15 protein-coding genes, 1 tRNA gene and 3 pseudogenes are annotated in these 20,113 nt (G+C 69.5%); 9 read left to right on the top strand and 10 right to left on the bottom strand.

Annotation, left to right across the window (positions count from 1 at the left end):
• Positions 1-263: 263 nt before the first annotated feature.
• From cysS to OH809_RS19410, 3 genes are all read left to right on the top strand, one after another.
• Positions 264-1,667 carry a cysteine--tRNA ligase gene (gene cysS, locus OH809_RS19420; protein ID WP_406421224.1) on the top strand — a complete coding sequence of 468 codons (1,404 nt, stop codon included), beginning with the start codon at positions 264-266 and terminating at the stop codon, positions 1,665-1,667.
• Positions 1,668-1,748: 81 nt separating this feature from the next.
• Positions 1,749-2,705, top strand: a complete 957-nt coding sequence (gene rlmB / locus OH809_RS19415; protein WP_393302523.1) for a 23S rRNA (guanosine(2251)-2'-O)-methyltransferase RlmB — start codon at positions 1,749-1,751, stop codon at positions 2,703-2,705.
• A gap of 206 nt (positions 2,706-2,911) precedes the next feature.
• Positions 2,912-4,534, top strand: a complete 1,623-nt coding sequence (locus OH809_RS19410; RefSeq protein ID WP_406421225.1) for a DoxX family membrane protein — start codon at positions 2,912-2,914, stop codon at positions 4,532-4,534.
• A gap of 81 nt (positions 4,535-4,615) precedes the next feature.
• Here OH809_RS19410 and OH809_RS19405 read toward each other — a convergent pair whose 3' ends face one another.
• The 3 genes from OH809_RS19405 to OH809_RS19395 all read right to left on the bottom strand — a co-directional run bounded on the left by OH809_RS19405 (position 4,616) and on the right by OH809_RS19395 (position 7,143).
• Positions 4,616-5,326 (bottom strand): NDP-sugar synthase, encoded by a 711-nt coding sequence (locus OH809_RS19405; RefSeq protein WP_406421226.1) that lies wholly within the window; start codon positions 5,324-5,326, stop codon positions 4,616-4,618.
• A 35-nt stretch (positions 5,327-5,361) separates the two neighbouring features.
• Positions 5,362-5,775, bottom strand: coding sequence for a hypothetical protein (locus tag OH809_RS19400; RefSeq protein ID WP_406421227.1), 414 nt, complete (start codon positions 5,773-5,775; stop codon positions 5,362-5,364).
• Positions 5,776-6,006: 231 nt separating this feature from the next.
• Entirely contained in the window at positions 6,007-7,143 is a 1,137-nt protein-coding gene (locus OH809_RS19395; protein WP_406421228.1) for an ABC transporter ATP-binding protein, read from the bottom strand.
• Positions 7,144-7,656: 513 nt separating this feature from the next.
• Here OH809_RS19395 and OH809_RS19390 point away from each other — a divergent pair.
• Positions 7,657-7,729: transfer RNA gene (locus OH809_RS19390), tRNA-Thr, on the top strand.
• 128 nt (positions 7,730-7,857) lie between these two features.
• Here the strand turns inward: OH809_RS19390 and OH809_RS19385 are convergent.
• The 3 genes and pseudogenes from OH809_RS19385 to OH809_RS19375 form a co-directional block, all read right to left on the bottom strand.
• Positions 7,858-8,043 (bottom strand): annotated as a pseudogene (locus tag OH809_RS19385) (site-specific integrase); the annotation flags it as partial.
• Between the two features lie 111 nt (positions 8,044-8,154).
• Entirely contained in the window at positions 8,155-9,123 is a 969-nt protein-coding gene (locus tag OH809_RS19380) for a hypothetical protein (protein ID WP_406421229.1), read from the bottom strand.
• The gene (locus OH809_RS19375) at positions 9,120-10,535 is read right to left on the bottom strand and encodes a phenylacetate--CoA ligase family protein (protein ID WP_406515393.1); all 1,416 of its coding nucleotides are present in this window, start codon (positions 10,533-10,535) and stop codon (positions 9,120-9,122) included. The genes OH809_RS19380 and OH809_RS19375 overlap by 4 nt, the downstream gene beginning before the upstream one ends.
• Positions 10,536-11,335: 800 nt before the next feature.
• On the opposite strand from OH809_RS19375, the pseudogene OH809_RS19370 reads away from it, so the two are divergent.
• Positions 11,336-11,428, top strand: a pseudogene (locus OH809_RS19370) (heat-shock protein HspR); the annotation flags it as partial.
• Positions 11,429-11,493: 65 nt separating this feature from the next.
• On the opposite strand, the gene OH809_RS19365 reads toward OH809_RS19370, so the two are convergent.
• Entirely contained in the window at positions 11,494-13,905 is a 2,412-nt protein-coding gene (locus OH809_RS19365; RefSeq protein ID WP_406515392.1) for a PA14 domain-containing protein, read from the bottom strand.
• Between the two features lie 628 nt (positions 13,906-14,533).
• On the opposite strand from OH809_RS19365, the gene OH809_RS19360 reads away from it, so the two are divergent.
• Positions 14,534-15,373 carry a DUF5707 domain-containing protein gene (locus tag OH809_RS19360; RefSeq protein ID WP_406421232.1) on the top strand — a complete coding sequence of 280 codons (840 nt, stop codon included), beginning with the start codon at positions 14,534-14,536 and terminating at the stop codon, positions 15,371-15,373.
• A 340-nt stretch (positions 15,374-15,713) separates the two neighbouring features.
• Here OH809_RS19360 and OH809_RS19355 read toward each other — a convergent pair whose 3' ends face one another.
• Positions 15,714-17,114, bottom strand: a complete 1,401-nt coding sequence (locus OH809_RS19355) for an NAD(P)/FAD-dependent oxidoreductase (protein ID WP_406515391.1) — start codon at positions 17,112-17,114, stop codon at positions 15,714-15,716.
• On the bottom strand, positions 17,111-17,830 hold the full coding sequence (locus tag OH809_RS19350; protein WP_406425097.1) for a rhomboid-like protein: 720 nt from the start codon (positions 17,828-17,830) through the stop codon (positions 17,111-17,113). Before OH809_RS19350 ends, OH809_RS19355 begins: the two co-directional genes overlap by 4 nt.
• Before the next feature lie 33 nt (positions 17,831-17,863).
• On the opposite strand from OH809_RS19350, the pseudogene OH809_RS19345 reads away from it, so the two are divergent.
• The 3 genes and pseudogenes from OH809_RS19345 to OH809_RS19335 all read left to right on the top strand — a co-directional run.
• Positions 17,864-18,139: pseudogene (locus OH809_RS19345) on the top strand (hydroxyurea phosphotransferase); the annotation flags it as partial.
• An 80-nt stretch (positions 18,140-18,219) separates the two neighbouring features.
• Positions 18,220-18,693, top strand: a complete 474-nt coding sequence (locus tag OH809_RS19340) for a GNAT family N-acetyltransferase (RefSeq protein ID WP_406421234.1) — start codon at positions 18,220-18,222, stop codon at positions 18,691-18,693.
• A gap of 146 nt (positions 18,694-18,839) precedes the next feature.
• Entirely contained in the window at positions 18,840-19,526 is a 687-nt protein-coding gene (locus OH809_RS19335) for a pentapeptide repeat-containing protein (RefSeq protein ID WP_406515390.1), read from the top strand.
• 20 nt (positions 19,527-19,546) lie between these two features.
• Here the strand turns inward: OH809_RS19335 and OH809_RS19330 are convergent, their stop codons facing one another.
• On the bottom strand, positions 19,547-20,044 hold the full coding sequence (locus OH809_RS19330; protein WP_406421236.1) for a hypothetical protein: 498 nt from the start codon (positions 20,042-20,044) through the stop codon (positions 19,547-19,549).
• Between the last annotated feature and the right edge of the window lie 69 nt (positions 20,045-20,113).

Genomic DNA, 20,113 nt, shown 5'->3' with positions numbered 1-20,113 from the left:
CAGGCGACGGTGCCACCAGGGGCCAGGCGGACACCTCAAGCCCGTCCGGCGATTGAGGACGGAACCCCCGCCCCGGACCGGGGCACCACACAACGCCCCGCCCAAGCGCCCCGCGCAGAAAAAGCGCCCCGCGCAGAAAAATGGAGACCGTCCGGCGATTGAGGACAAAGACGGCGGGCACTTTCGGGCGCCGACAACACGAAGTTGTTCCGCCGGTCCCAAGGGGGCACTGCGCACAGCTGCGGGCCCACTACCCTTGAGGGGTGACTATTCGCCTGTACGACACCAGCGCCCGGCAGATCCGTGACTTCGTCCCGCTCACAGCGGGCTGCGTCTCGATCTACCTCTGTGGCGCGACCGTCCAGGCCGCCCCGCACATCGGGCACATCCGGTCCGGGCTGAACTTCGACATCATGCGCCGCTGGTTCGCCTACCGCGGCTACGACGTCACGTTCGTCCGGAACGTCACCGACATCGACGACAAGATCATCGGGAAGTCGGCCGAGCAGGGCCGCCCCTGGTGGTCGATCGGGTACGAGAACGAGCGCGCGTTCAACGACGGCTACGACGCGCTCGGCTGCCTCCCGCCCACCTACGAACCGCGCGCCACCGGCCACATCACCGAGATGATCGAGATGATGCGCGGCCTGATCGAGCGCGGTCACGCCTACGAGGCCGACGGCAACGTCTACTTCGACGTGGGGTCGTTCCCCGGCTATCTGGAGCTCTCCAACCAGGACCTGGACGACCTGCGCCAGCCGTCCGGCGAGGGCGAGACCGGCAAGCGCGACCAGCGCGACTTCGCGATGTGGAAGGCGACCAAGCCGGGCGAGCCCAGCTGGGAGACCCCATGGGGCCGCGGCCGCCCCGGCTGGCACCTGGAGTGCTCCGCCATGGCGCACAAGTACCTCGGCACCGCCTTCGACATCCACGGCGGCGGCATCGACCTGATCTTCCCGCACCACGAGAACGAGATCGCCCAGGCGAAGGCCTACGGCGACGAGTTCGCGAAGTACTGGGTGCACAACGGCTGGGTCACCATGTCCGGCGAGAAGATGTCGAAGTCGCTCGGCAACTCGGTGCTGGTCAGCGAGATGGTCAAGGCGTGGCGCCCCATCGTGCTGCGCTACTACCTCGGCACCCCGCACTACCGGTCGATGATCGAGTACAGCGAGGAGGCACTGCGCGAGGCGGAATCCGCGTTCGCGCGGATCGAGGGCTTCATCCAGCGGGTCATCGAGAAGGCCGGCGGCGAAGTCGTGGCCGCCTCCGAGGTGCCGCCCGCGTTCGCCGAGGCGATGGACGACGACCTGGGCGTCCCGCAGGCGCTCGCGATCGTCCACACCACCGTCCGTCAGGGCAACTCCGCCCTCGCCGCCGACGACAAGGAAGCGGCAGTCGCCAGACTCGCGGAGGTCCGCGCGATGCTCGGCGTCCTCGGCCTCGACCCGCTCGACGAACGCTGGGCGGGCGAGAGCGACCACGGCGAGGATCTGCACGGGGTCGTCGACACGCTCGTACGCCTTGTCCTGGACCAGCGCCAGTCGGCCCGCGACCGCAAGGACTGGCCCGCCGCCGACGCCATCCGCGACCAGCTCAACCAGTCGGGCCTCGTCATCGAGGACAGTCCGACAGGCCCACGGTGGACGCTCGGCCCGCGCCAGTAGTCCGCCCATGTGCCGCCCGGCGATCCGGGCGGCACACTTTCACTTACATACGCACGTCTGAAGCAACGAAACAGGTAGGTCATGGCCGGGAACAGCCAGCGCAGGAACCGCCGCACGTCCAACAAGAAGGGCATGCAGGTCGGCAGCGGTGGGCAGCGTCGCCGTGGCCTGGAAGGCAAGGGACCGACGCCGCCCGCCTCCGCCCGCAAGGGACACAAGAAGAACCGGGTGGCGAACGCCCAGGCCCGGCAGGCCGCTGTCCGCCGACCCGCCCCGCGGCGCGGTGGCGCCAAGGGCACGTCCGAGATGGTCGTGGGCCGCAACCCGGTCTACGAGGCGCTGCGCGACGGCGTCCCGGCGACCACTCTGTACGTCCAGCAGTACATCGACAATGACGAGCGGGTGCGCGACGCGCTCCAGCTCGCCGGCCAGCGCGGCAACATCAACCTGATGGAGGCGCCGCGCCCCGAGCTCGACCGGATGACGAACGGCCTGAACCACCAGGGCCTCGTCCTGCAGGTCCCGCCGTACGAGTACGCGCACCCGGAGGACCTCACCGCTGCCGCGTACGACAACGGCGAGGACCCGCTGATCGTCGCCCTCGACGGCGTCACCGACCCGCGCAACCTCGGTGCGATCGTCCGCTCCGTCTCCGCGTTCGGCGGCCACGGTGTCGTCGTGCCGGAGCGCCGTGCGGCCGGGATGACGGCGGGCGCCTGGAAGTCCTCGGCAGGCACGGCGGCCCGTACACCGGTCTCCCGGGTGACGAACCTGACCCGCGCCCTGGAGGGCTACCAGAAGGCCGGCATCACGGTCGTCGGCCTCGCCGCGGACGGCGAGCACACCGTCCAGGACCTGGAGGCGCTCGGCGGCCCCGTCGTCATCGTCATCGGCAGCGAGGGCAAGGGCCTGGGCCGTCTCGTCGGCGAGACCTGCGACTACCTCGTCCGGATCCCGATGCCGGGCGGCGCGGAGTCGCTGAACGCCGGCGTCGCCGCGGGCATCGTGCTGTACGAGGCGGCCCGGCGCCGCGTCTGACCGGGGGGCGGCTCCCGGACGGGCCCGAGACCGGCCCGTCCGGGAGCCCGCACTGCCGGACGGCGGCGCAGCGTTCCGACCTCGGCAGACGCGGCGGCACCGACCGCCGCGCGCACCCCGGCCACCGCACCGCCCGGGCCTGTTGACGGGTCTCGGACACATCGGGGCCGTCAAGGCAGTGTCCTAATCACACATCACTCGGTTAGATGAGTGTGGACACCAGAACGCCTCGGTTCGACGAACTACCCGCCCTGAGCATGGCCAAGGTGGACTGCGACCCAGCGCAGGTCATCGTCAACCACGCCAGCTTCCGGGTGCAGCTCGCCCCCGGCCAGCGCGCACGGGTGCGCCGCGCCGCCCCCGCGGGGTCCGCCAGGGTCCCCGCCATGAGCGGCAGCGGGGCCGGACGCGGCAGGCGCTCGCCCGTCGTGTGGAGCGGCAAGTCCGCCCCCGGCGACCCCGGCGCCACCGGACTCCTCCAGGCCGTACGGAACTCCACCGCGGTCGGTCTCGACCGCGGGTACGGCCCGTACGGCGACGAGTTCGACGCCGGCTCGGGCACCACCCAGGTCATCCCGCGCCTGGACGAGACCCAGCCCACCCCCGTCATCCCCGCCCCCCACCGCTCCGGCGGCCGCCACGGCAGAGGCCCGCTGCTGCCCCCGATGCGACAGGCGGTCGGCGCCTACGACGCCGTCGACACCGGTCCGTACGACCATGAGCCGTACGAGGACGACGAGTTCGACGAGACCGTCGGGAGCAGGTCGCAACGGCACAGCGCCGACACCGTCCGGCACGCGTACTACCCCGGACGCCGGATGAACCTCGGGGTCGTACTCCTGCCGATGCGGGTGTTCCTCGGCTTCATCTCCATCTACGCGGGCATGGGCAAGCTCTGCGACCCCGTCTACTTCGACGGCGGCGAGCGCGGCTCCATGGTCAAGTGGCTGACCTCTCTGCACCCTTGGGGACTCGCCGAACCGCTGCGGGACTTCGCACTCTCGCACCCGGTCGGGGCCGGACTCACCGTCGCCTTCCTCCAGGTCGTCGTCGGCGTCCTCACCGTCCTCGGCCTCTGGCAGCGGGTCGCCGCCTCGGTCGGCGCCCTGCTCTCCGCCGCGCTGCTGGTCACCGTCAGCTGGCGGACCGTCGCCGTCTACGACGCGCCGGACATCATCTACCTCGCCGCGTGGAGCCCGCTCGTCATCGCGGGCGCCCCCGTCTACTCCGTCGACGGACGCCTGGCCGGCGAGGCGTGGCGCAGGCTCGGCCCGCGCTCCGCGATCTGGGACCTGCGCCGCCGGGTACTGCGCCGCGGCGCCGTCGTCGCCACCGTCGTCGTCGGGCTCACCCTGCTCATCGGTTCGATGCTCGGCGGCGCCGTCCGCTCCTCCGAGGTCGTCACCGTGCCCGGACCGAACGACAACCCGACCAACCAGCTCCCCGGCTCCCCGCTCCCGCAGGAGTCCGGCAAGGGCAGGGCCTCGCGCAGCCCCGCCGGACAGAAGCCCTCCCCGTCGCGCTCCAGCGCCGCTGCCACGCCCTCCGCACAGGCGTCCACGCCCGGCACGGACAGCGTCCCCGAGTCCGGCCAGGCCGCCGGCGCCGGCGGCGGACAGCCCAGCCAGACACAGGGCACCGGGCAGCAGCCCCCGCAGCAGACGACCCCGCAGCAGCCCCCGACGACCAGTGCCGGACCGACCTCCTCCGGCTCCACCGGCACGGGCGGCGGCTCCACCGGTGGTGGTTCGACCGGCGGCTCCACGGGCTCGACGTCCGGCGGCACGTCGGGCGGCGGCCGCAACCCGATCGGTGGCCTGCTCGGCTGAACCGCACACCACGCGCAAGGGGCGGTCACCGGAACTCCGGTGACCGCCCCTCCCGCTTGCCCGCCACGCCGCCCCGCGGCGCTACGGGCCGTCCAGCTCCTTCGCCGCCTCGGCCAGGTCCTTCGCCGTGTCGATGGCCCGCCAGTACGCGCCGTGCGGCAGCGGATACCCGGCCAGCCGCCGCTCACGGGCCAGCCGGGGGAACGTCGTCCGCTCATGGTCGCCGCGTTCCGGCAGCAGCGCCGTGAACGCCGGCGAGAAGACGTACACACCCGCGTTGATCAGATACGGGGACGGCGGCGACTCGATGAAGTCGGTGATGTGCCCGAACGCGTCCGTCTCCACGGCACCCCATGGGATACGGGGACGGGCCAGAGCCAGCGTGGCGGTCGCATCGCGCTCCGCATGGAACGCGGCCATCTCACGCAGCGAGAAACGGGTCCAGATGTCACCGTTGGTCGCGTACCAGGGCTCCGACGGGTCCGGCAGCCGGGCGGCGGCGTACCTCAGGCCGCCGCCGCGGCCCAGCGGCTCCGACTCCACCACGGTGGTCACCCGGAGCGGCAGGACGGCCTCCGCGAGCCACTCCTGGAGCACCTCGGCCAGACGACCGCATGAGACGACAGCATCGGTCACGCCCTCGGCGGCCAGCCAGGAAAGCTGATGGCCGATGATCGGGGTCCCGGTGCCAGGGATCTCGACCATCGGCTTGGGGCGGTCATCGGTGTACGGGCGCAGCCGCGATCCCTGGCCACCCGCCAGGATCACGGCCTGCGTCGGATACGTATGCATGCCAGGCACGATAGGCCGTGCCCGGACCGGGCTGGTCAGCTGAACTGCGCAACACCCGAGGCGAACGACGTGTCGCAGACCGGGCGGGAGAACCGGTGCGCCCGCGTCGGACCGTACTGCTCGACCGCGGCGCGGCCCAGCGCCCTGGCGATCGACATGCAGTGCCGGGCGAGCGAGGGGCGTCCCTCGACGGCGCGCTGGAGGTCCGTCAGCGCGACGCCCGGGTCCTTCTCCTGAAGCTCCATGAGAAGCCGGTCGCGCAGGACGTCCTGCGGGGCGTGCGACGTGGCGTGCTTCGATACGGTCCGAGCCGACGCGGTGAGGGCCTGCGACTCGGAGTTGTGCGCTGCCCACGGCACACGGGTGACCGCGAGAGTCCCGGAGAGGACCATGACGACGGGCAGGACGAGAGCGAGAGTTCGGCCGATGCGGCGAGCAATGTGGGTCACGCAGCGAGCGTAGCGGGCAGTGATGATTCAGCGACATTGCGTCACTCTCGCGGGGGATGGTTCGAGGATGTTTTTCGAATCCCGCGTTGACGACCGCAGGTGAAATGACCGAAGTACCAGGGTATTTGTCGGAGATGCCGGACGTCCGGGCTCAAACCCGTACACGTGCTTCGGTACGCGGACGGCCCCGCACCACGAGGGGTGCGGGGCCGTCGTACGGCGTGTGTGACGTCAGTCGGTGAGACGCTCACCCGTCGAGGTCGAGAAGACGTGCAGCTCGTCCGGGCGCGGCACGACGTGCAGCGTGGTGCCCTTCTCCGGCACGGCGCGGCCGCCGACGCGGACGACCAGGTCCTTGTCCGCACCGCCGACGCGCGCGGAGCCGTAGACGAAGCCGTCGGCGCCGAGCTCCTCGACGACGTTGACCGAGACGGCCAGACCGGCCGGGGCGTCGGCGCTGTCCTTGGACAGCGACTTGGCGGCTGCGCCACCGTGCTCGACGATGTCGAAGTGTTCCGGGCGGATGCCGACCGTGACCGTGGTGTCGCCCTTGTCCGCGGCGGCGGTGAGCGCCTCGCGGGAGACCGGGACGACGCTGTTGCCGAACTTCACGCCACCGTCGGTGATCGGGACCTCGACCAGGTTCATGGCCGGGGAGCCGATGAAGCCAGCGACGAAGAGGTTGGCCGGGCGGTCGTACATGTTGCGCGGCGAGTCGACCTGCTGCAGCAGACCGTCCTTGAGGACCGCGACGCGGTCACCCATGGTGAGGGCCTCGACCTGGTCGTGTGTGACGTACACGGTCGTGATGCCGAGGCGGCGCTGGAGCGACGCGATCTGCGTACGGGTGGAGACGCGGAGCTTGGCGTCGAGGTTCGACAGCGGCTCGTCCATGAGGAAGACCTGCGGCTCACGCACGATGGCGCGACCCATCGCGACACGCTGACGCTGACCACCGGAGAGCGCCTTCGGCTTGCGGTCCAGGTACTCGGTGAGGTCCAGCATCTTGGCGGCCTCTTCGACCTTCGCCCGGATCTCGGTCTTGTTGACACCGGCGATCTTCAGCGCGAAGCCCATGTTGTCCGCGACGGACATGTGCGGGTAGAGCGCGTAGTTCTGGAACACCATGGCGATGTCCCGGTCCTTGGGCGGCAGGTGCGTGACATCGCGGTCACCGATGCGGATCGCGCCGCCGTTGACGTCCTCGAGACCCGCGAGCATGCGCAGGGAGGTCGACTTGCCACAACCGGAAGGACCGACGAGGACGAGGAACTCACCGTCCGCGATGTCGATCTCGAGCTGGTCCACGGCGGGCTTGGTGGAGCCGGGGTAGACGCGGGATGCCTTGTCGAACGTGACACTGGCCATGCTGAATCTTCTCCTCCACCGGCAGGAACGTGCCGGACGATCCGAGTACGGGAGTGGTCTGGTCCACCTGGATGAACCTGCCGCGACGCTACCTGGCCATTTGGAATCTGTCAGTAGTTCGAGGGGGACGGATATCTCGCATCGGGAGGGGCAGGCAGAGCAACGAACTTTTGACCTTGCGTCTGCGGGCAGAGCACCGGTTTTTTTGACCCGCTGCTGCATGCGCAGCACTTCCTGCTTCATCGCCCGCCGCCAACCCGACGCAACCCTGACGGTCACACCCGGCTGGTCTTACGTGGGCTCCACAGGCATGTCGGCCGACGGCCCGTCGGTCCGTAACACTCATATCGCGCCCGCTCACGCGGCCAGCAGCACCTCGGGCAGCTCCGATGCCTTGATCACCGGCGGTGGCACCCTGTCGGGCGGAAGCGCCGACGCCACCAGCCCGTACAGCCGCTGCGGGCCGCTGTGTAGAGTGAGGGAGCTTGCGCGCGCGGCTTTGCTGTGCGCGTTGCCGCCTTAGCTCAGTTGGCAGAGCGGTTGCCTTGTAAGCTCCAGGTCGTCGGTTCGATTCCGACAGGCGGCTCAAAACCCCAGGTCAGATAGCCTTTGACCTGGGGTTTTCTGTTGCTCAGGGCATGGCGGGGCACATGGCTTGCCTGCCGTGGGATGGCCTGCGTGAGCGATGCGTGAGCGGGGGGCCGCCGGACCCTACTTCCCGGGCCGCTCCAGGACACCGATGGTGTCGTCATCCGGGGCCACGACGCGGAAGCCGCTGTCGGTCTTCGGTTCGGACTCCTCGACCTCCCAGCCGTCCTGCACGAGCTGTCCCGAGACGGTGAGCGAGTGCCGGTCGAGGTTGGTCTCCGACCAGGGCTGCCCGCACGCCTCGCCGCGGCGCCGAAGGCGAGCGGATGCCCTCGTCCCGCAGGCGAAGCCACGCGCCGCCGTCGAGGGCGTCGTTCGACTCGCCCCCCTCCCGTGCCGACACCGCAGGCCCACCTGGTCTGGTCAGCTACCGACCTGGGAGCGTTCTCTTGGGGAACGCTCCCAGGGCTCGTCGGCGGTGGCCGGGCTCGCGGGCTCCTGCTGTCCGTGGGCTGTCACGAACCGCGCGGGCGGCCGGACGTCGGCCATGCGCCGCTCCGGGCCGCGCCGCCGCAGCACGAGGTACCCGCAGAACGCGGCCGGGCCGAAGAAGATCTGCGCGGGCACGATCTGCGGAAGGTGTCCGGTGAGCGCCTCGACCGTGACGGGTGTCAGCGTCGGGACGAGCGCGCCGAACACGGCGACCAGCCCAAGGGCCCAGGCCAGCCCCGCTCGTCCGTACGCCTTGTAGGCCACGGTGGTGAAGAGGGCGTACACCAGGAGGTCGCCCATGCCCACGACGGCGCCGAACTCGCCGACGCGCAGCCCGGCCGACGGTGCGAAGGCGTAGCCCTGCACCGCGTCGAACAGCTTCTGGGTGAGGGGGACGACGGTGGCGAAGAACAGGTCGTACACGGCGAGCGCCAGCGCGAACCGGGAGACGTGCCGCAGTTTCAGGCCGCCCTGCGCGTTGAGGTTGGCGGCGCCGACCGCCATCAGCATGATGACCAGGCTGTTGACCAGCCAGTATGGCGTGGCATGGGTGGGATCGTTCTCGGCGCTGCGCGCGGTGAGCCAGTCGGCGATCAGCAGACCGGCGATGAGCGACCAGCGCACCGGTCCCCGGCGGACGACCGGCCCGTAGCCGACCGCGAGACCACCGGCCAGGGTCAGCCCCAGCACGGGCGGCAGCAGCCAGCCCGGAAGGGAGAGATACAGGAAGGGCAGTGCGACGACGAAGCCCATCATGATGACAATGTCGTTGCCGTTGAACACGCCGACGGCCGGCCGGGGCACGGTGACCCGCCGGAAGTAGGCGACCGAGGCGAGCGAGACGCCCAGGGCGACGGCGAGGGTCACGAGGACGAAGAACGCGCTCTGTGCGGCGGTCATGCGGCCCGCCCGGCGGAGGCGAAGCTGTTCTCGACCAGATCGCAGCGGTAGCGCCGCAGCTCACGTCCTTCTCCCGGTACGACGTCGACGGTGGCGTCGAGGCCGGCCTCGGCGAAGTGACGCGCGATGTCGCTCGCCTCCGGCACGGATGAGGCGGCCACCTCCACATGCAGCCGCCCGTCCACCACGTCGGCGCGGTGGCGCATGGGCCAGCACGCGCCGGGCAGCGCGTCGAGGACTTCGATGACCTCACGCGGGGTCACCGGGCCGTCCTGGGTGCGCAGCACATGGTCCGCCTTTCCGAGGATGTGCGAGGTCGCCGGCACGTTCGCCATCTCGCAGGTGAGCGGCGCGTCGGGCAACTGCCGCACCAGGTCGCGGGTGTCGTAGCGGAAGAGCGGCATGCACTCCCGGTACGGGAAGAAGGGAGTGGCGACGATCGTGCCGAGCGCTCCGGGTGCGGCCGGTGCCCCGGTGTCGAGGTCGCACACCTCCACGAGGCCGATGCCGGCGTCGATGTGAAGGTGCCGCTGTCGGCAGATCGCGCCGGCCACCGGTGTCACCTCGGTCATGCCGTAGCCGTCGTGGACGGGGGCGCCGAAGGTCTTTTCGGCGGCCTCCGCAAGGGTGGGCGAGAGTACTTCGCTGCCGACGTTGATGCGGCGCAGCCGGAAGTCCGCGGGGCCGAGCCCCCGTTCGCGGGCCAGGCGGGTCAGCTGTCCCAGATAGCTCGGGTAGGTGACCATCAGGGTCGGCGCCGATGGGCCGGTTCCCGCCATGAGGTCCAGCGTCTCGGCCGGTGGGACCAGGCCCACCATGCGGATCGCCGCCCCTGCCAGGCGGGCGACCTGCATCTCCGCGTACGCCGTGCCGGTCGCCCGGGAGCTGATGTTGAACTGGACCAGGTCGGTGGTACGGACGGTGCCGCGCAGCACCTGGGAGAGGGCGACGAGCGCGGGCCACAGGCGTTCCTCGTAGCGGGAGTACCAGACCTCGGTGGGCCGGCCTGTCGTCCCGGTGGTCCGGGAAGCGAGGAAGGGCTCGCTGCACAGGAAGTCGCGGGCCCGCTCGACCAGGTCGGCCTTGGTGGTGACGGGCACGGCGGTGATGTTCTCGACGGTCAGTGCGGCCGGGTCGACTCTTGCTGCCGCGAAGTGGTCGGCGTAGAAGGGCGACTTGGCCGCGAGGCGTTTCGCGGTACGGCACAGGGCCTTGTTCGTGAGGTCGGTACGCATCTGCGGGTCTGCGGCGGCGCCGCGCAGCAACTGTTCGACGTCCTCACCGGGGGAGCCGAACTCGGCAAGTGTCGCCAGCGCGTCATCGACGAGCCTTTCGGCGGAGCGGACATTGATCGGACGGCCGAGCACCATGGCCAGCGCCATCCGGAACTGCCGTATCCCCGCGTCGAACATGGTCCTCCCCCGCCCGTCCCGGCCCCTTACCATGCCGGGGTGGGCGGCCATGGCCGCCCACCCCGTTCCCGCGTCAGCTGGGGCAGTTCGTGAACAGCACCGCAGCCAGGGAACCCATGACGTACTTCGTGTGCTTGAGCGTGGAAACGATCGCGGACATACGAAAACCCCCTTGTATCGCTCAAAACTGAGCCCCCACCGGTCAGCGAAGGCACACTGATCCTCAAATGGCGCAACGTCTGCTGTCAAGGACTCGTCACACGATCAAACTTCCGCCGCCAAACATTCAATCGGCCTGTTTCTACGGCGAGTTCGCGCCACGGCGTGATGCGGAATCCGGGCCGCGGGCGCGGGGAGCACGAGGAGTGAGCGTGGCATGGCTTCAAGCGCCGATCACTTCCGACAGTGGCATGAACCTCGGCACGGCGTACTCTCGCGACAGATCCAACGCCGCGAAAGCCGCCTGCATCGCCTCTATGCGCCGCCACCTTCGACAAAGGCTGTTGAGCCTGGAGCAGGACCTTCCTCCGGCATCACGGAACCTTCCTATTGGCCGGCGCCGACAGCGTTTTGGTGGCGCGTCGGGGCGAGCGGCAGCCCGCCCTCCCCCGTGGTCACGCCTCGCAAACGATCGACTTCTGCTCAGCTTGATGTCGCTGCTCGCGCACTCGCCCGTCGATGCCCTCCGCAACCTCCCGCTGCCCCTCACCGTCCGAGTTCTGGTAGTCAGTGCCGCCCTCTGCCGCTCTCGTAGGTCGTGCAGGAGGGGGAGGAAGGGGGGCGGTATCGGGACGGGGTTCTACCAGCGCGATCTGGTGCCGTACCAGGAGGTGCAGCAGACCAGCTCGCTGGTGGAGTGGCGGCCGCCCAAGCGGAAGCAGCAGTCGGACTGACGCTCACGGGTGTGTGAGAGGGGCCCGAAGAATCCTCCGGTCCCCTCCTCATGTCTCACGTCCGGTCAGAGCCAGGAGTCCCAGATGCCGTACGCCGTCGATCGGGTCACGGCCTCGGCGCCCGAGGCGTCCAGCCGTACGACGCGGTAGTAGTACAGGCCGAGCCGGTCCTCGTGCACCGTGGTGTCCATGTAGAACGCGGTGTCGCCCGTCGTGCCCTCGGCCAGGGTGACGTAGGCGGCCGTGGCGGGGTCCCAGCGCTCCACGCGGTAGCTCGCGAACCGGGAACAGTCCCCGAGGCCGGAGCTCTCGGAGCAGCCGACGTACAGCTCCGGGTACTGGTCCTGACGGACCTCGGTCTCCGTCCAGCCCGGCGGCCGGGTGTCGGGCAGGGTGACCGAGACCTCGGCGGGGTGGAGGACGTCGAGTGGCTCGTCGTCGTGCAGAAGCCGGCCGTCCGTGGCAGCCACCTTGTAGACGTGGGTGGCGCCGTCGGGGACTGTCGGGCAGAGCATCTCGGTCCTGGCCAGGGAGCTGCTGGTCCAGCAGTTCTCCTTCCAGACCGTCTCGCCGCTGTCCGGGTCGGTGATGCCCTGCCACACGTGGTAGCCGGTGACGTCGGCATCGGCGGGCGGCGTCCAGGTCAGCCGGACGCCGAGCGGGACGCGTTCCGCGGTCAGGTTCTGCACCGGGGCGGGCCGCTCGGTGTCCGGGGTGGTCTCCTTGGCGGCCGGGCCGGGCTGCGAGACATGCCCGTACCGGTCGGTCGTCACGACTCGGTACTCGTACGTCGTCTCTGACTTGCCCTGGACGTCCCAGCAGGTGCCGTTGACCTGCTTGCGGGCGGACAAGGGAGCGTTGTCGTCCGCCCAGGTCCAGTACGTGTCCGGGTCATCCAGCGGCTCGTCCCACGGGGTGAACGGCTTGCACTTGTCCACGATGCTGGTCTCGCCCGTCACGGTGTCGGTGCGGGCGATCTTGTACGTGGGAAGGGGCCTTTCGTCGACGGTCCACGGGTCGACGCTGCTCCATTCGACCATCACGCCCTCATCGAACCTGTGGGCGGTGGTCTTGAACGCGGGAATCGCTTCCGGCCGGTCGGCCATCTTCAGCGTGATTTCCACCGGCGCGGCGGCGTTGCCCTTGGCGTCCACCGAGCGCACCGCGTACCGGTAGCTGTCGGCGACGGCGGCCAGCTGGCGCGGCACCACGTCGGTCTGCGTGGTGGTGCTTTTCTCGGGCAGGGCGTTGCCATAGCTGCCGGTCGCCGGGTCGTACTGGAGGACCTGGTACGAGGCGGCCCCGGTGACGGGCGACCACACCAGATGCGGAACGCCCGACCGATACTCGGCGCGGAGCTGCGCGACGGCGGCCGGCGGGGTCAGGTCGGGGGTGGTGAACGTCGTGGCGGCCGAGTACGCCGACCAGTTCCCGGCGGCGTCCCGGGCCCGGCCCCGGTAAGTGACCTTGCTGCCGTCGGCCGGATAGCCGGTGTCGCAGATCGCGCCCTTGGCGCCGGAGTGGACGGTGCTCCAACGGTTCGTGGCGGCGTCGAGCCGCTGCATCTCGTACCAGGCGATGTCGGCGGCGTTCTCCGCGGTGGTGACCAGCTGCGGGGCCGCGTAGGGCTGGTCGGGCGGGCACGCGTCCCACTCGACGAACGGCGCGGCGGGCGGCGTCTTGTCGACGGTGGCGACGAGTTGGTCGGCGCTGCCGCCGGAGACGTTGCCCGCCTTGTCGACGGCCCGCACCTCGTAGTAGTAGGCCGCGCCGGTCTTCGGCAGGGTGCTGTCGGTGTACGACGTGGCGGTGGTCGTCGCGAGCGGCTTGCTGCCATACGACGAGCCCTTCAGCCGCCGGTAAACCCGGTAGTTCGCGAGGTCCATCTCCCTGTTCCTTGACCAGGTGAGCTTGGCCGCGCCGGTGGCGGTGTCGTAGGAGACGACCGCGCCCGTCGGGGTGAGCGGCTTGACCTTGTCAACGTCGACGGAGGTGCGCGGCGTATAGGCGTACTTGACGTTCGCGGTGCCCGTCCAGTTGACGAAGTCGACGCGGAGCGTGTGCTTGCCGCTGGGGATCGTCACGTTGACCGTCTTCTTGACGGTGGTGGAGACGTTCTTCCACAGGTCGATCTTGCGGACACCATCGAGGTAGACCCGTATGCCGTCCTGGGCGGACACCGTGAACGTGAAGGGGCCGCCGGAGCCGAAGTCGCGCGTCACCGACCAGCGCACGCCGAAGTTGTTAGACGGTACGCCGGAGACGGGTGCGCCCGTGCCCCAGTTCTGGTCGATCGCGGAGTCGCAGTCCGTCTTCTTCGGCGTGCCCGAGAACGTCGTGTTCGCGAAGAACTGCCGTTTGAAGACGGGGGAGGTGCAGCTCACCACCGCGGAGGCGGGTACGGCGGTGGCGTAGAGCACTCCGCCTGCCGTGGCCAGAACCAAGGCGGTGGCGGTGGTGCGTCTGGCTGGTTTCATCAAGTCCTTCAGTCCTGTTCGGCGACAGATGTCGATCAGACGTCGCTGAACAGGACCGGCAAGAGCGTCGATTGGTTGTACGAGCCTCAGCCGGTCACCGCAGTAGTGACAGCCCAGTCGCTTGGGGGCAAGGTCTCCGTTCTGTCCGCCATCACTGCGGTTAGGTTCCGTACGGACACTCACCGGGTATCCGACACGAGTGTCAGACGGCTGGGTAACGCGGCTGCACCGGCTGCGGCCGTGCCACAACGTGCCAGTAGGGGCGGTGAAGAGCGGTCAACACGGGAGACATAACGACAGTCGGTTCAGTGAAACACCAGCCGGTTCTGGGCCTCTTCGACGATCGCCACGTCCTCGTTCATCAAGTCGACGTGCAGTATTCCGTAACCCATAATCTGTAATTCCCTATTCGTTACCCATAGTCGGTTAATGGCTATGGGTAACGGACTCCGTAATAACCCGCATAAACGCGTACTCGAAAAAATTTCACGGAGTCGCACAACCATTCACCGGTGCCCCATGTCTGATCAGTGGAGTCAGCAGACTCCAGAGACTGACTGGATCGGGCGCCGCGGAAGCATGCAACAGAGCTGTCCCGTGCGCCCCTTTTTCAGACGTGGGGAAACACATGCGCATTCGTGCCTCTGTCGCCGCAGTGACAGGCGCCCTGGCCCTCTCCGCCCTCGCCGTCCCGGCGGCGCAGGCGGATGACAGCAACACCGTCTCCTCGTTCACGCAGAGCGTCGAGACCGACGCGGCGGTCAACCCGGCCGACGACGTCAGCGGAGACACCACGATCTCGAACGTGGTCGTAAACGGCGGCAAGGCCGTCGTCATGGGTGCGACCACGAAGAAGACCTTCACGGTCAGCTTCACCGCCACGGACGACTCGGGCATCGAGTGGGCGACCGCGGTGCTGTGGCACGGTTCGACCTTCGACAACGTCGACGGCGGCGTGGTGCCCAACGAGGACGAGGCCGTCTGCACCAAGGTCAACGACACGACCTCCACCTGCAAGCACACCTTCACTGTCGACGCCAACTACGACCTGCTGAACAAGCTGGCCGGCGGCTGGAAGGTCTGGGCGATCGCTCAGGGCACGGACGCTGACTACGTCCAGAAGGACAACGCCAAGGGCTTCAGCCTGCAGCGCATGTCGAAGCTGACGGTCAACGCGTCCCCGGAGCCGGTGGTGAAGGGCAAGACCATCACGGTCACCGGCGCGCTGACCCGTGCCGACTGGGAGTCGAACAAGTACGTGGGCCTCAGCGGCCAGTCGGTGGTGCTGCAGTTCCGCAAGGCGGGCACCACCAACTACACCAACGTCAAGGGCATCAAGTCGACCACGGGCGGCGCGCTGAAGACCACGGTCACGGCGTCCACCGACGGCTATTACCGCTTCACCTACGCGGGTATCGCGTCCACCGCGGCGGTCAGCGCCGCGGGTGACTACGTCGACGTGAAGTAAGTCGGCGTGAAGTAAGTCGGCGTGAAGTAAGTCGGCGTGAGGTAAGCCGGCGTGAAGTAGCCCATAGCCCCGTAGACGCGGGGCCCGTAACGGTTTACCGGATTTACGCGGGAAAGCGGCGGTCGACCCACCTCCACACGAGCTCCAGGGTGGCCGCCGCCACCACGGCGATACCCACCGCGACCCACGGCATCGCACTGCCACACCAACTGATCCCATGGGCGCCGTCCTTGCGAATCCCGGCCCGGCGGTGCAACCGAGGGGCCCCGCTGCGACCAACACATGACAGATCTGCGGGGATCCAATGCGCCCGAACAGGGACATCGGCGAACGAGTGTTCTCAGTGCCGTCCAGCCAGCCGGTCCGCCGTCTTGGCGATCTTGTCGGTGGTGGCTTCGGCCGAGGTGAGTTCGCGGCGGTCCGCGGTGCGGTAGGCCGCGTACATGCCGTGGACGCCGATCCAGCGGAAGGGTTCCGGTTCCCAGCGGCGGACCTTGTGGTTGACCCAGGGGAGGGTGGTCAGGTCGGTGGGGCCCGACTGGCCGGAGTCCTGCTGGATCAGGTCGCGCAGGGTGCGGGCGGCGAGGTTGGTGGTGGCGACGCCGGAGCCGACGTAGCCGCCGGCCCAGCCGAGTCCGGTGGAGCGGTCGAGGGTGACCGTGGCGCACCAGTCGCGGGGGACGCCGAGGACGCCGGACCAGGCGTGGTCGATGCGGGCGCCAGCGGTGGTGGGGAAGAAGCGGACCAGGATCTCGCGGAGGGCCTCGATGGTGGCGGGCTGGGTGCGCCCGTCATTGTCGGTCCCGGAGCCGAAGCGGTACGGGACGCCCCGGCCGCCGAGTGCGATGCGGTCGTCGGCGGTGCGCTGGGCGTACATGTAGGCGTGGGCCATGTCGCCGAGCGTTTCGCGGCCGTCCCAGCCGATGGTGTCCCAGACCGACTTCGGGAGCGGTTCGGTAGCGATCATCGAGGAGTTCATCGGGAGCCAGGTGCGCTTCTGGCCCTTGAGGTTGGCCGTGAAGCCCTCGGTGCAGCGCAGGATGTACGGGGCGCGGACGGTGCCGTACGGGGTGTGGGCGTGCTTGGGCTTGATCTCGGTGACGGGGGTCGACTCGTGAATGGTGACGCCGAGCGCCTCGACGGCGTCGGCGAGCCCCTTGACGAGTTTGACCGGGTGCAGGCGGGCGCCGTGCGGCGTCCAGGAGGAGCCGACGGCTCCGGTGACGCGGATGCGTTCGGCGGTCTCGCGGGCGCCGCGCAGGACCCGGCCGGTCTCACCGAAGGCGATCTCGACGGAGTGGAAGTCCTTGAGGCGGGCCAGCTGGGCCGGCGTGTAGGCCACTTCGAGGACGCCGCCCTGGTGGATGTCGGCGTCGATGTTCTCTTCGGCGGCGACGCGTACGACCTCGTCGACGGTGTCGTTCATCGCCTTCTGGAGGCGGACGGCTGCGTCGTGGCCGTGGAGTTTCGCGTAGCGGTCGCGGCCTGCGATGCCGTTGTAGAGCCAGCCGCCGTTGCGGCCGGAGGCGCCATAACCGCAGAACTTCGCCTCGAGGACGGTGATGTTCAGGAAGGGGACGGCCTTCTTGAGGTAGTACGCCGTCCAGAGTCCGGTGTATCCGCCGCCGACGATGCAGACGTCCGTGGTGGTGTCGCCGGGCAGGGGCTCGCGCGGGACGGGCGTGCCTTGGTCCGCGTACCAGAACGATATTCCGCCGTTGACCGTGCTGACGGTGCTCATGTTGCCCCTGCTTGTCCGTGTGAAGCCGAGTTCTTGTGCGACGGGACGTTACTGCGCGGGGGCGGTTTCGTCCTCCCCCGGATGAGCGGATAGCAGGCGAGACCGATGAGGACGGCGGTGATGTGGCCGAGGTCGGTGAAGGTGCGGCCGGTGACGAGGGGGACGCCGTAGACGACGAGGACGGCGAAGAGGTACACGTACCGCCAAGGCCGGGGGACGTGGTACGTGAGGACGGCGACGACGCCCGCGAGTGCGTAACTGACCCCGACGTCCAAGGTGTTGACCGCGGACGCGGGTGCCTGTCCGTGGCGGACGGCCCAGGCGAGGACGCCCTCGCTGACGAGGGTGGCCAGGATGTGCGCGAGCGCGGCAACCGCGAGCCAGCGCAGCGTGCCGAGCCAGCGTTCGGCGGGGGCGTGGAAGACCGTGAAGAGGAAGGCGTACGGGAGCCACTTGCCGCTGTCGATCCAGAAGGCGCTGGAGATGAGGACACGTACCGGGTCGCGGACGAGCTCGTGGATGTTGGTCGAGTGCTGACGCAGGAAGTCCTCCTCGAAGTCGGGGGACATCTGATGCACCACGACCGTGGTGACGTAGAGGGCCGTCAGCCAGATGTACGTGCCGGGCGCGCTCCGGATCCAGAAGCGGACGGCGCGCAGGGTGCGCGTCGGGAGGGGGAGCGGGTTCGTGGGCGGGGCCGGGCTGCTGCGGGGCATAACCGATTGACGCACGGGCCTACGATCGGGTGCGTGATTGACATTCCGGACGCGCTGATCGCCACCCGGTCCAAGTACAACGGCGAGACCGGGCGGGCGTTCCTGGCCGCGCTCCCGGGGCTCGCGGACCGGTTCCTGGGCGAGTGGGGGCTGCGGCCGGACGGGGCCGCGATGCACGGGATGTGCGCGCTGGTGCTGCCGGTGGTCCGCGCGTCGGACGGCCGGCGGGCGGCGCTGAAGCTCCAGGCAGCGGACGAGGAGACGGCGGGGGAGCCGGTCGCTCTGCGTGCGTGGGGCGAGGCGGGCGCCGAGCAGGCGGAGATCGCCCGGCAGCTGCTGGACCGGGGGTAGGGGGAAGCCGGTGGGCGGCGGCTGCTTACGCTGCCCCCATGATTCGTACCGCTACTGCTGCCGATGTCCCTGTCATCCATTCCATGGTCCGCGAACTCGCCGAGTACGAGAAGGCGCTCCACGAGGTGAACGCCACCGAGGAGCAGCTGCGCGAGGCGTTGTTCGGCGAGCGGCCCGCCGCGTATGCGCACATCGCCGAGTCGGATGAGGACGGGGAGATCGTGGGCTTCGCGCTCTGGTTCCTGAATTTCTCGACGTGGCGCGGGGTGCACGGCATCTACCTGGAGGACCTGTACGTACGCCCCGACCGGCGCGGCGGCGGGCACGGCAAGGCGCTGCTGACGGAGCTGGCGCGGATCTGTGTGGAGCGGGGGTACGAGCGTCTGGAGTGGTCGGTGCTGAACTGGAACGCCCCGTCCATCGCGTTCTACGAGTCGCTGGGCGCGCGGCCGCAGGACGAGTGGACGGTGTACCGGCTGACGGACGGGGCGCTGGCGAAGCTCGGCGGCTGACCGAGGCCCTAAGGGCTGTCCCGTGATCCCTGACGGGCGCACGACGACAGCTACGGCACCTCGCCGCGTTGTCGGAGCGTCCGAATACATCCAGTATGCGGACGCCCCGCGGGGGCGTTGTCAGTGGCGTGGGTCACGATGGGGCCATGGCACGTAACAGCAGGAGTGGTGGCGGGAAGGACGCCGTGGCGGCGGCGCGACGGCCGGAGGTGCGGTTGCCGCCGCTCGTTCCGTACGAAGGGGTGGGGCTGGAGCCGGACGGGGACTACGACGGTGTGCGGTTCGAGGGGACGGACCTCGCGGACGAGTCGGGTCCGGGCGCCCGGTTCATGGACTGCGCGCTGGAGGGATGCGCGCTCGACCGTGCGGAGCTGATCAGGGCCCGCTTCATCGACTCGGTCCTGACGGGGGTGCGGGGGGTGGGCACCGATCTCGCGGGGGCGTCGCTGCGCGATGTGGAGGTGGTGGACGCGCGGCTGGGCGGGGTGCAGCTGCACGGCGCGGTGCTGGAGCGGGTCCATGTGCGCGGCGGGAAGATCGACTATCTGAACCTGCGCAAGGCACGGCTGAAGGACGTGGTCTTCGAGGGCTGCGTGCTGTCCGAGCCGGACTTCGGGGAGGCGCAGCTGGTGCGGGTGGAGTTCCGGGACTGTGTGCTGAAGCGGGCCGACTTCAGTTCCGTAAGGATGGAGTCGGTTGACCTGCGGACGGCCGCCGAGCTGGACATCGCCCGTGGGGTGGAGCGGCTGGCGGGGGCGGTGATCAGCCCGGTGCAGCTGATGGAACTGGCCCCGGCGTTCGCGGCGCAGATCGGGGTGCGGGTGGAGGCGTAGGGGGTGTTCGGATCCGCTCGTCAGACCCGGGGGAAGCGGGCCTGGAGGTCCCAGATCACGGGGTTTTCGGCGAGCCCCTCGTGCATGTCGGCGAGGTCCGCGATCAGGTCGTGCAGGAAGTCGCGGGCCTCGCGGCGCAGCAGGGAGTGGCTGAAGGTGAGCGGGGGCTCGTCGCCGGGCATCCAGTCGGCTTCGACATCGACCCAGCCGAAGCGGCGCTCGAAGAGCATCCGGTCGGACGACTCGGTGAAGTCCAGCTCGGCGAACTGCCGCCGGTGCGAGCGGCTGCCGCGGGGGTCCTGGTCGATCTGCTCGACGATGTCGCAGAGCGCCCAGGCGAAGTCGAGCACGGGCACCCATCCCCAGGCTGTGGATACTTCGCGGTCCGCCTTGGTGTCCGCGAGGTAGACGTCCCCGGAGAACAGGTCGTGCCGCAGGGCGTGGACGTCCGCGCGGCGGTAGTCGGTCTGCGGGGGATCGGGGAAGCGCCGGGAGAGGGAGTAGCCGATGTCGAGCACAGTTCGATGGTGTCATGCCCGGGGGTGTGTCGACGCCGGAGCGGCGGGTTGCCCCACGGCCCCCGGGTC

Origin of the sequence: Streptomyces sp. NBC_00873, assembly GCF_045207415.1 — a bacterium.
In the GTDB taxonomy this organism is placed as follows: Bacteria; Actinomycetota; Actinomycetes; order Streptomycetales; family Streptomycetaceae; genus Streptomyces.
The sequence above is the reverse complement of the archived record's forward strand: the minus strand, read 5'-3'. Positions and strand labels throughout refer to the sequence as shown.

What these genes read in the sequence shown, in the direction of transcription:
- OH809_RS19335 (WP_406515390.1), top strand. Translation starts at nt 18,840, where the DNA reads ATGGCACGTAACAGCAGGAGTGGTGGCGGGAAGGACGCCGTGGCGGCG.
- OH809_RS19405 (WP_406421226.1), bottom strand. Translation starts at nt 5,326, where the DNA reads ATGCATACGTATCCGACGCAGGCCGTGATCCTGGCGGGTGGCCAGGGA.
- OH809_RS19365 (WP_406515392.1), bottom strand. Translation starts at nt 13,905, where the DNA reads ATGAAACCAGCCAGACGCACCACCGCCACCGCCTTGGTTCTGGCCACG.
- rlmB (WP_393302523.1), top strand. Translation starts at nt 1,749, where the DNA reads ATGGCCGGGAACAGCCAGCGCAGGAACCGCCGCACGTCCAACAAGAAG.
- OH809_RS19355 (WP_406515391.1), bottom strand. Translation starts at nt 17,114, where the DNA reads ATGAGCACCGTCAGCACGGTCAACGGCGGAATATCGTTCTGGTACGCG.
- OH809_RS19350 (WP_406425097.1), bottom strand. Translation starts at nt 17,830, where the DNA reads ATGCCCCGCAGCAGCCCGGCCCCGCCCACGAACCCGCTCCCCCTCCCG.
- OH809_RS19380 (WP_406421229.1), bottom strand. Translation starts at nt 9,123, where the DNA reads ATGACCGCCGCACAGAGCGCGTTCTTCGTCCTCGTGACCCTCGCCGTC.
- OH809_RS19340 (WP_406421234.1), top strand. Translation starts at nt 18,220, where the DNA reads ATGATTCGTACCGCTACTGCTGCCGATGTCCCTGTCATCCATTCCATG.
- OH809_RS19375 (WP_406515393.1), bottom strand. Translation starts at nt 10,535, where the DNA reads ATGTTCGACGCGGGGATACGGCAGTTCCGGATGGCGCTGGCCATGGTG.
- OH809_RS19360 (WP_406421232.1), top strand. Translation starts at nt 14,534, where the DNA reads ATGCGCATTCGTGCCTCTGTCGCCGCAGTGACAGGCGCCCTGGCCCTC.
- OH809_RS19410 (WP_406421225.1), top strand. Translation starts at nt 2,912, where the DNA reads ATGAGTGTGGACACCAGAACGCCTCGGTTCGACGAACTACCCGCCCTG.
- OH809_RS19395 (WP_406421228.1), bottom strand. Translation starts at nt 7,143, where the DNA reads ATGGCCAGTGTCACGTTCGACAAGGCATCCCGCGTCTACCCCGGCTCC.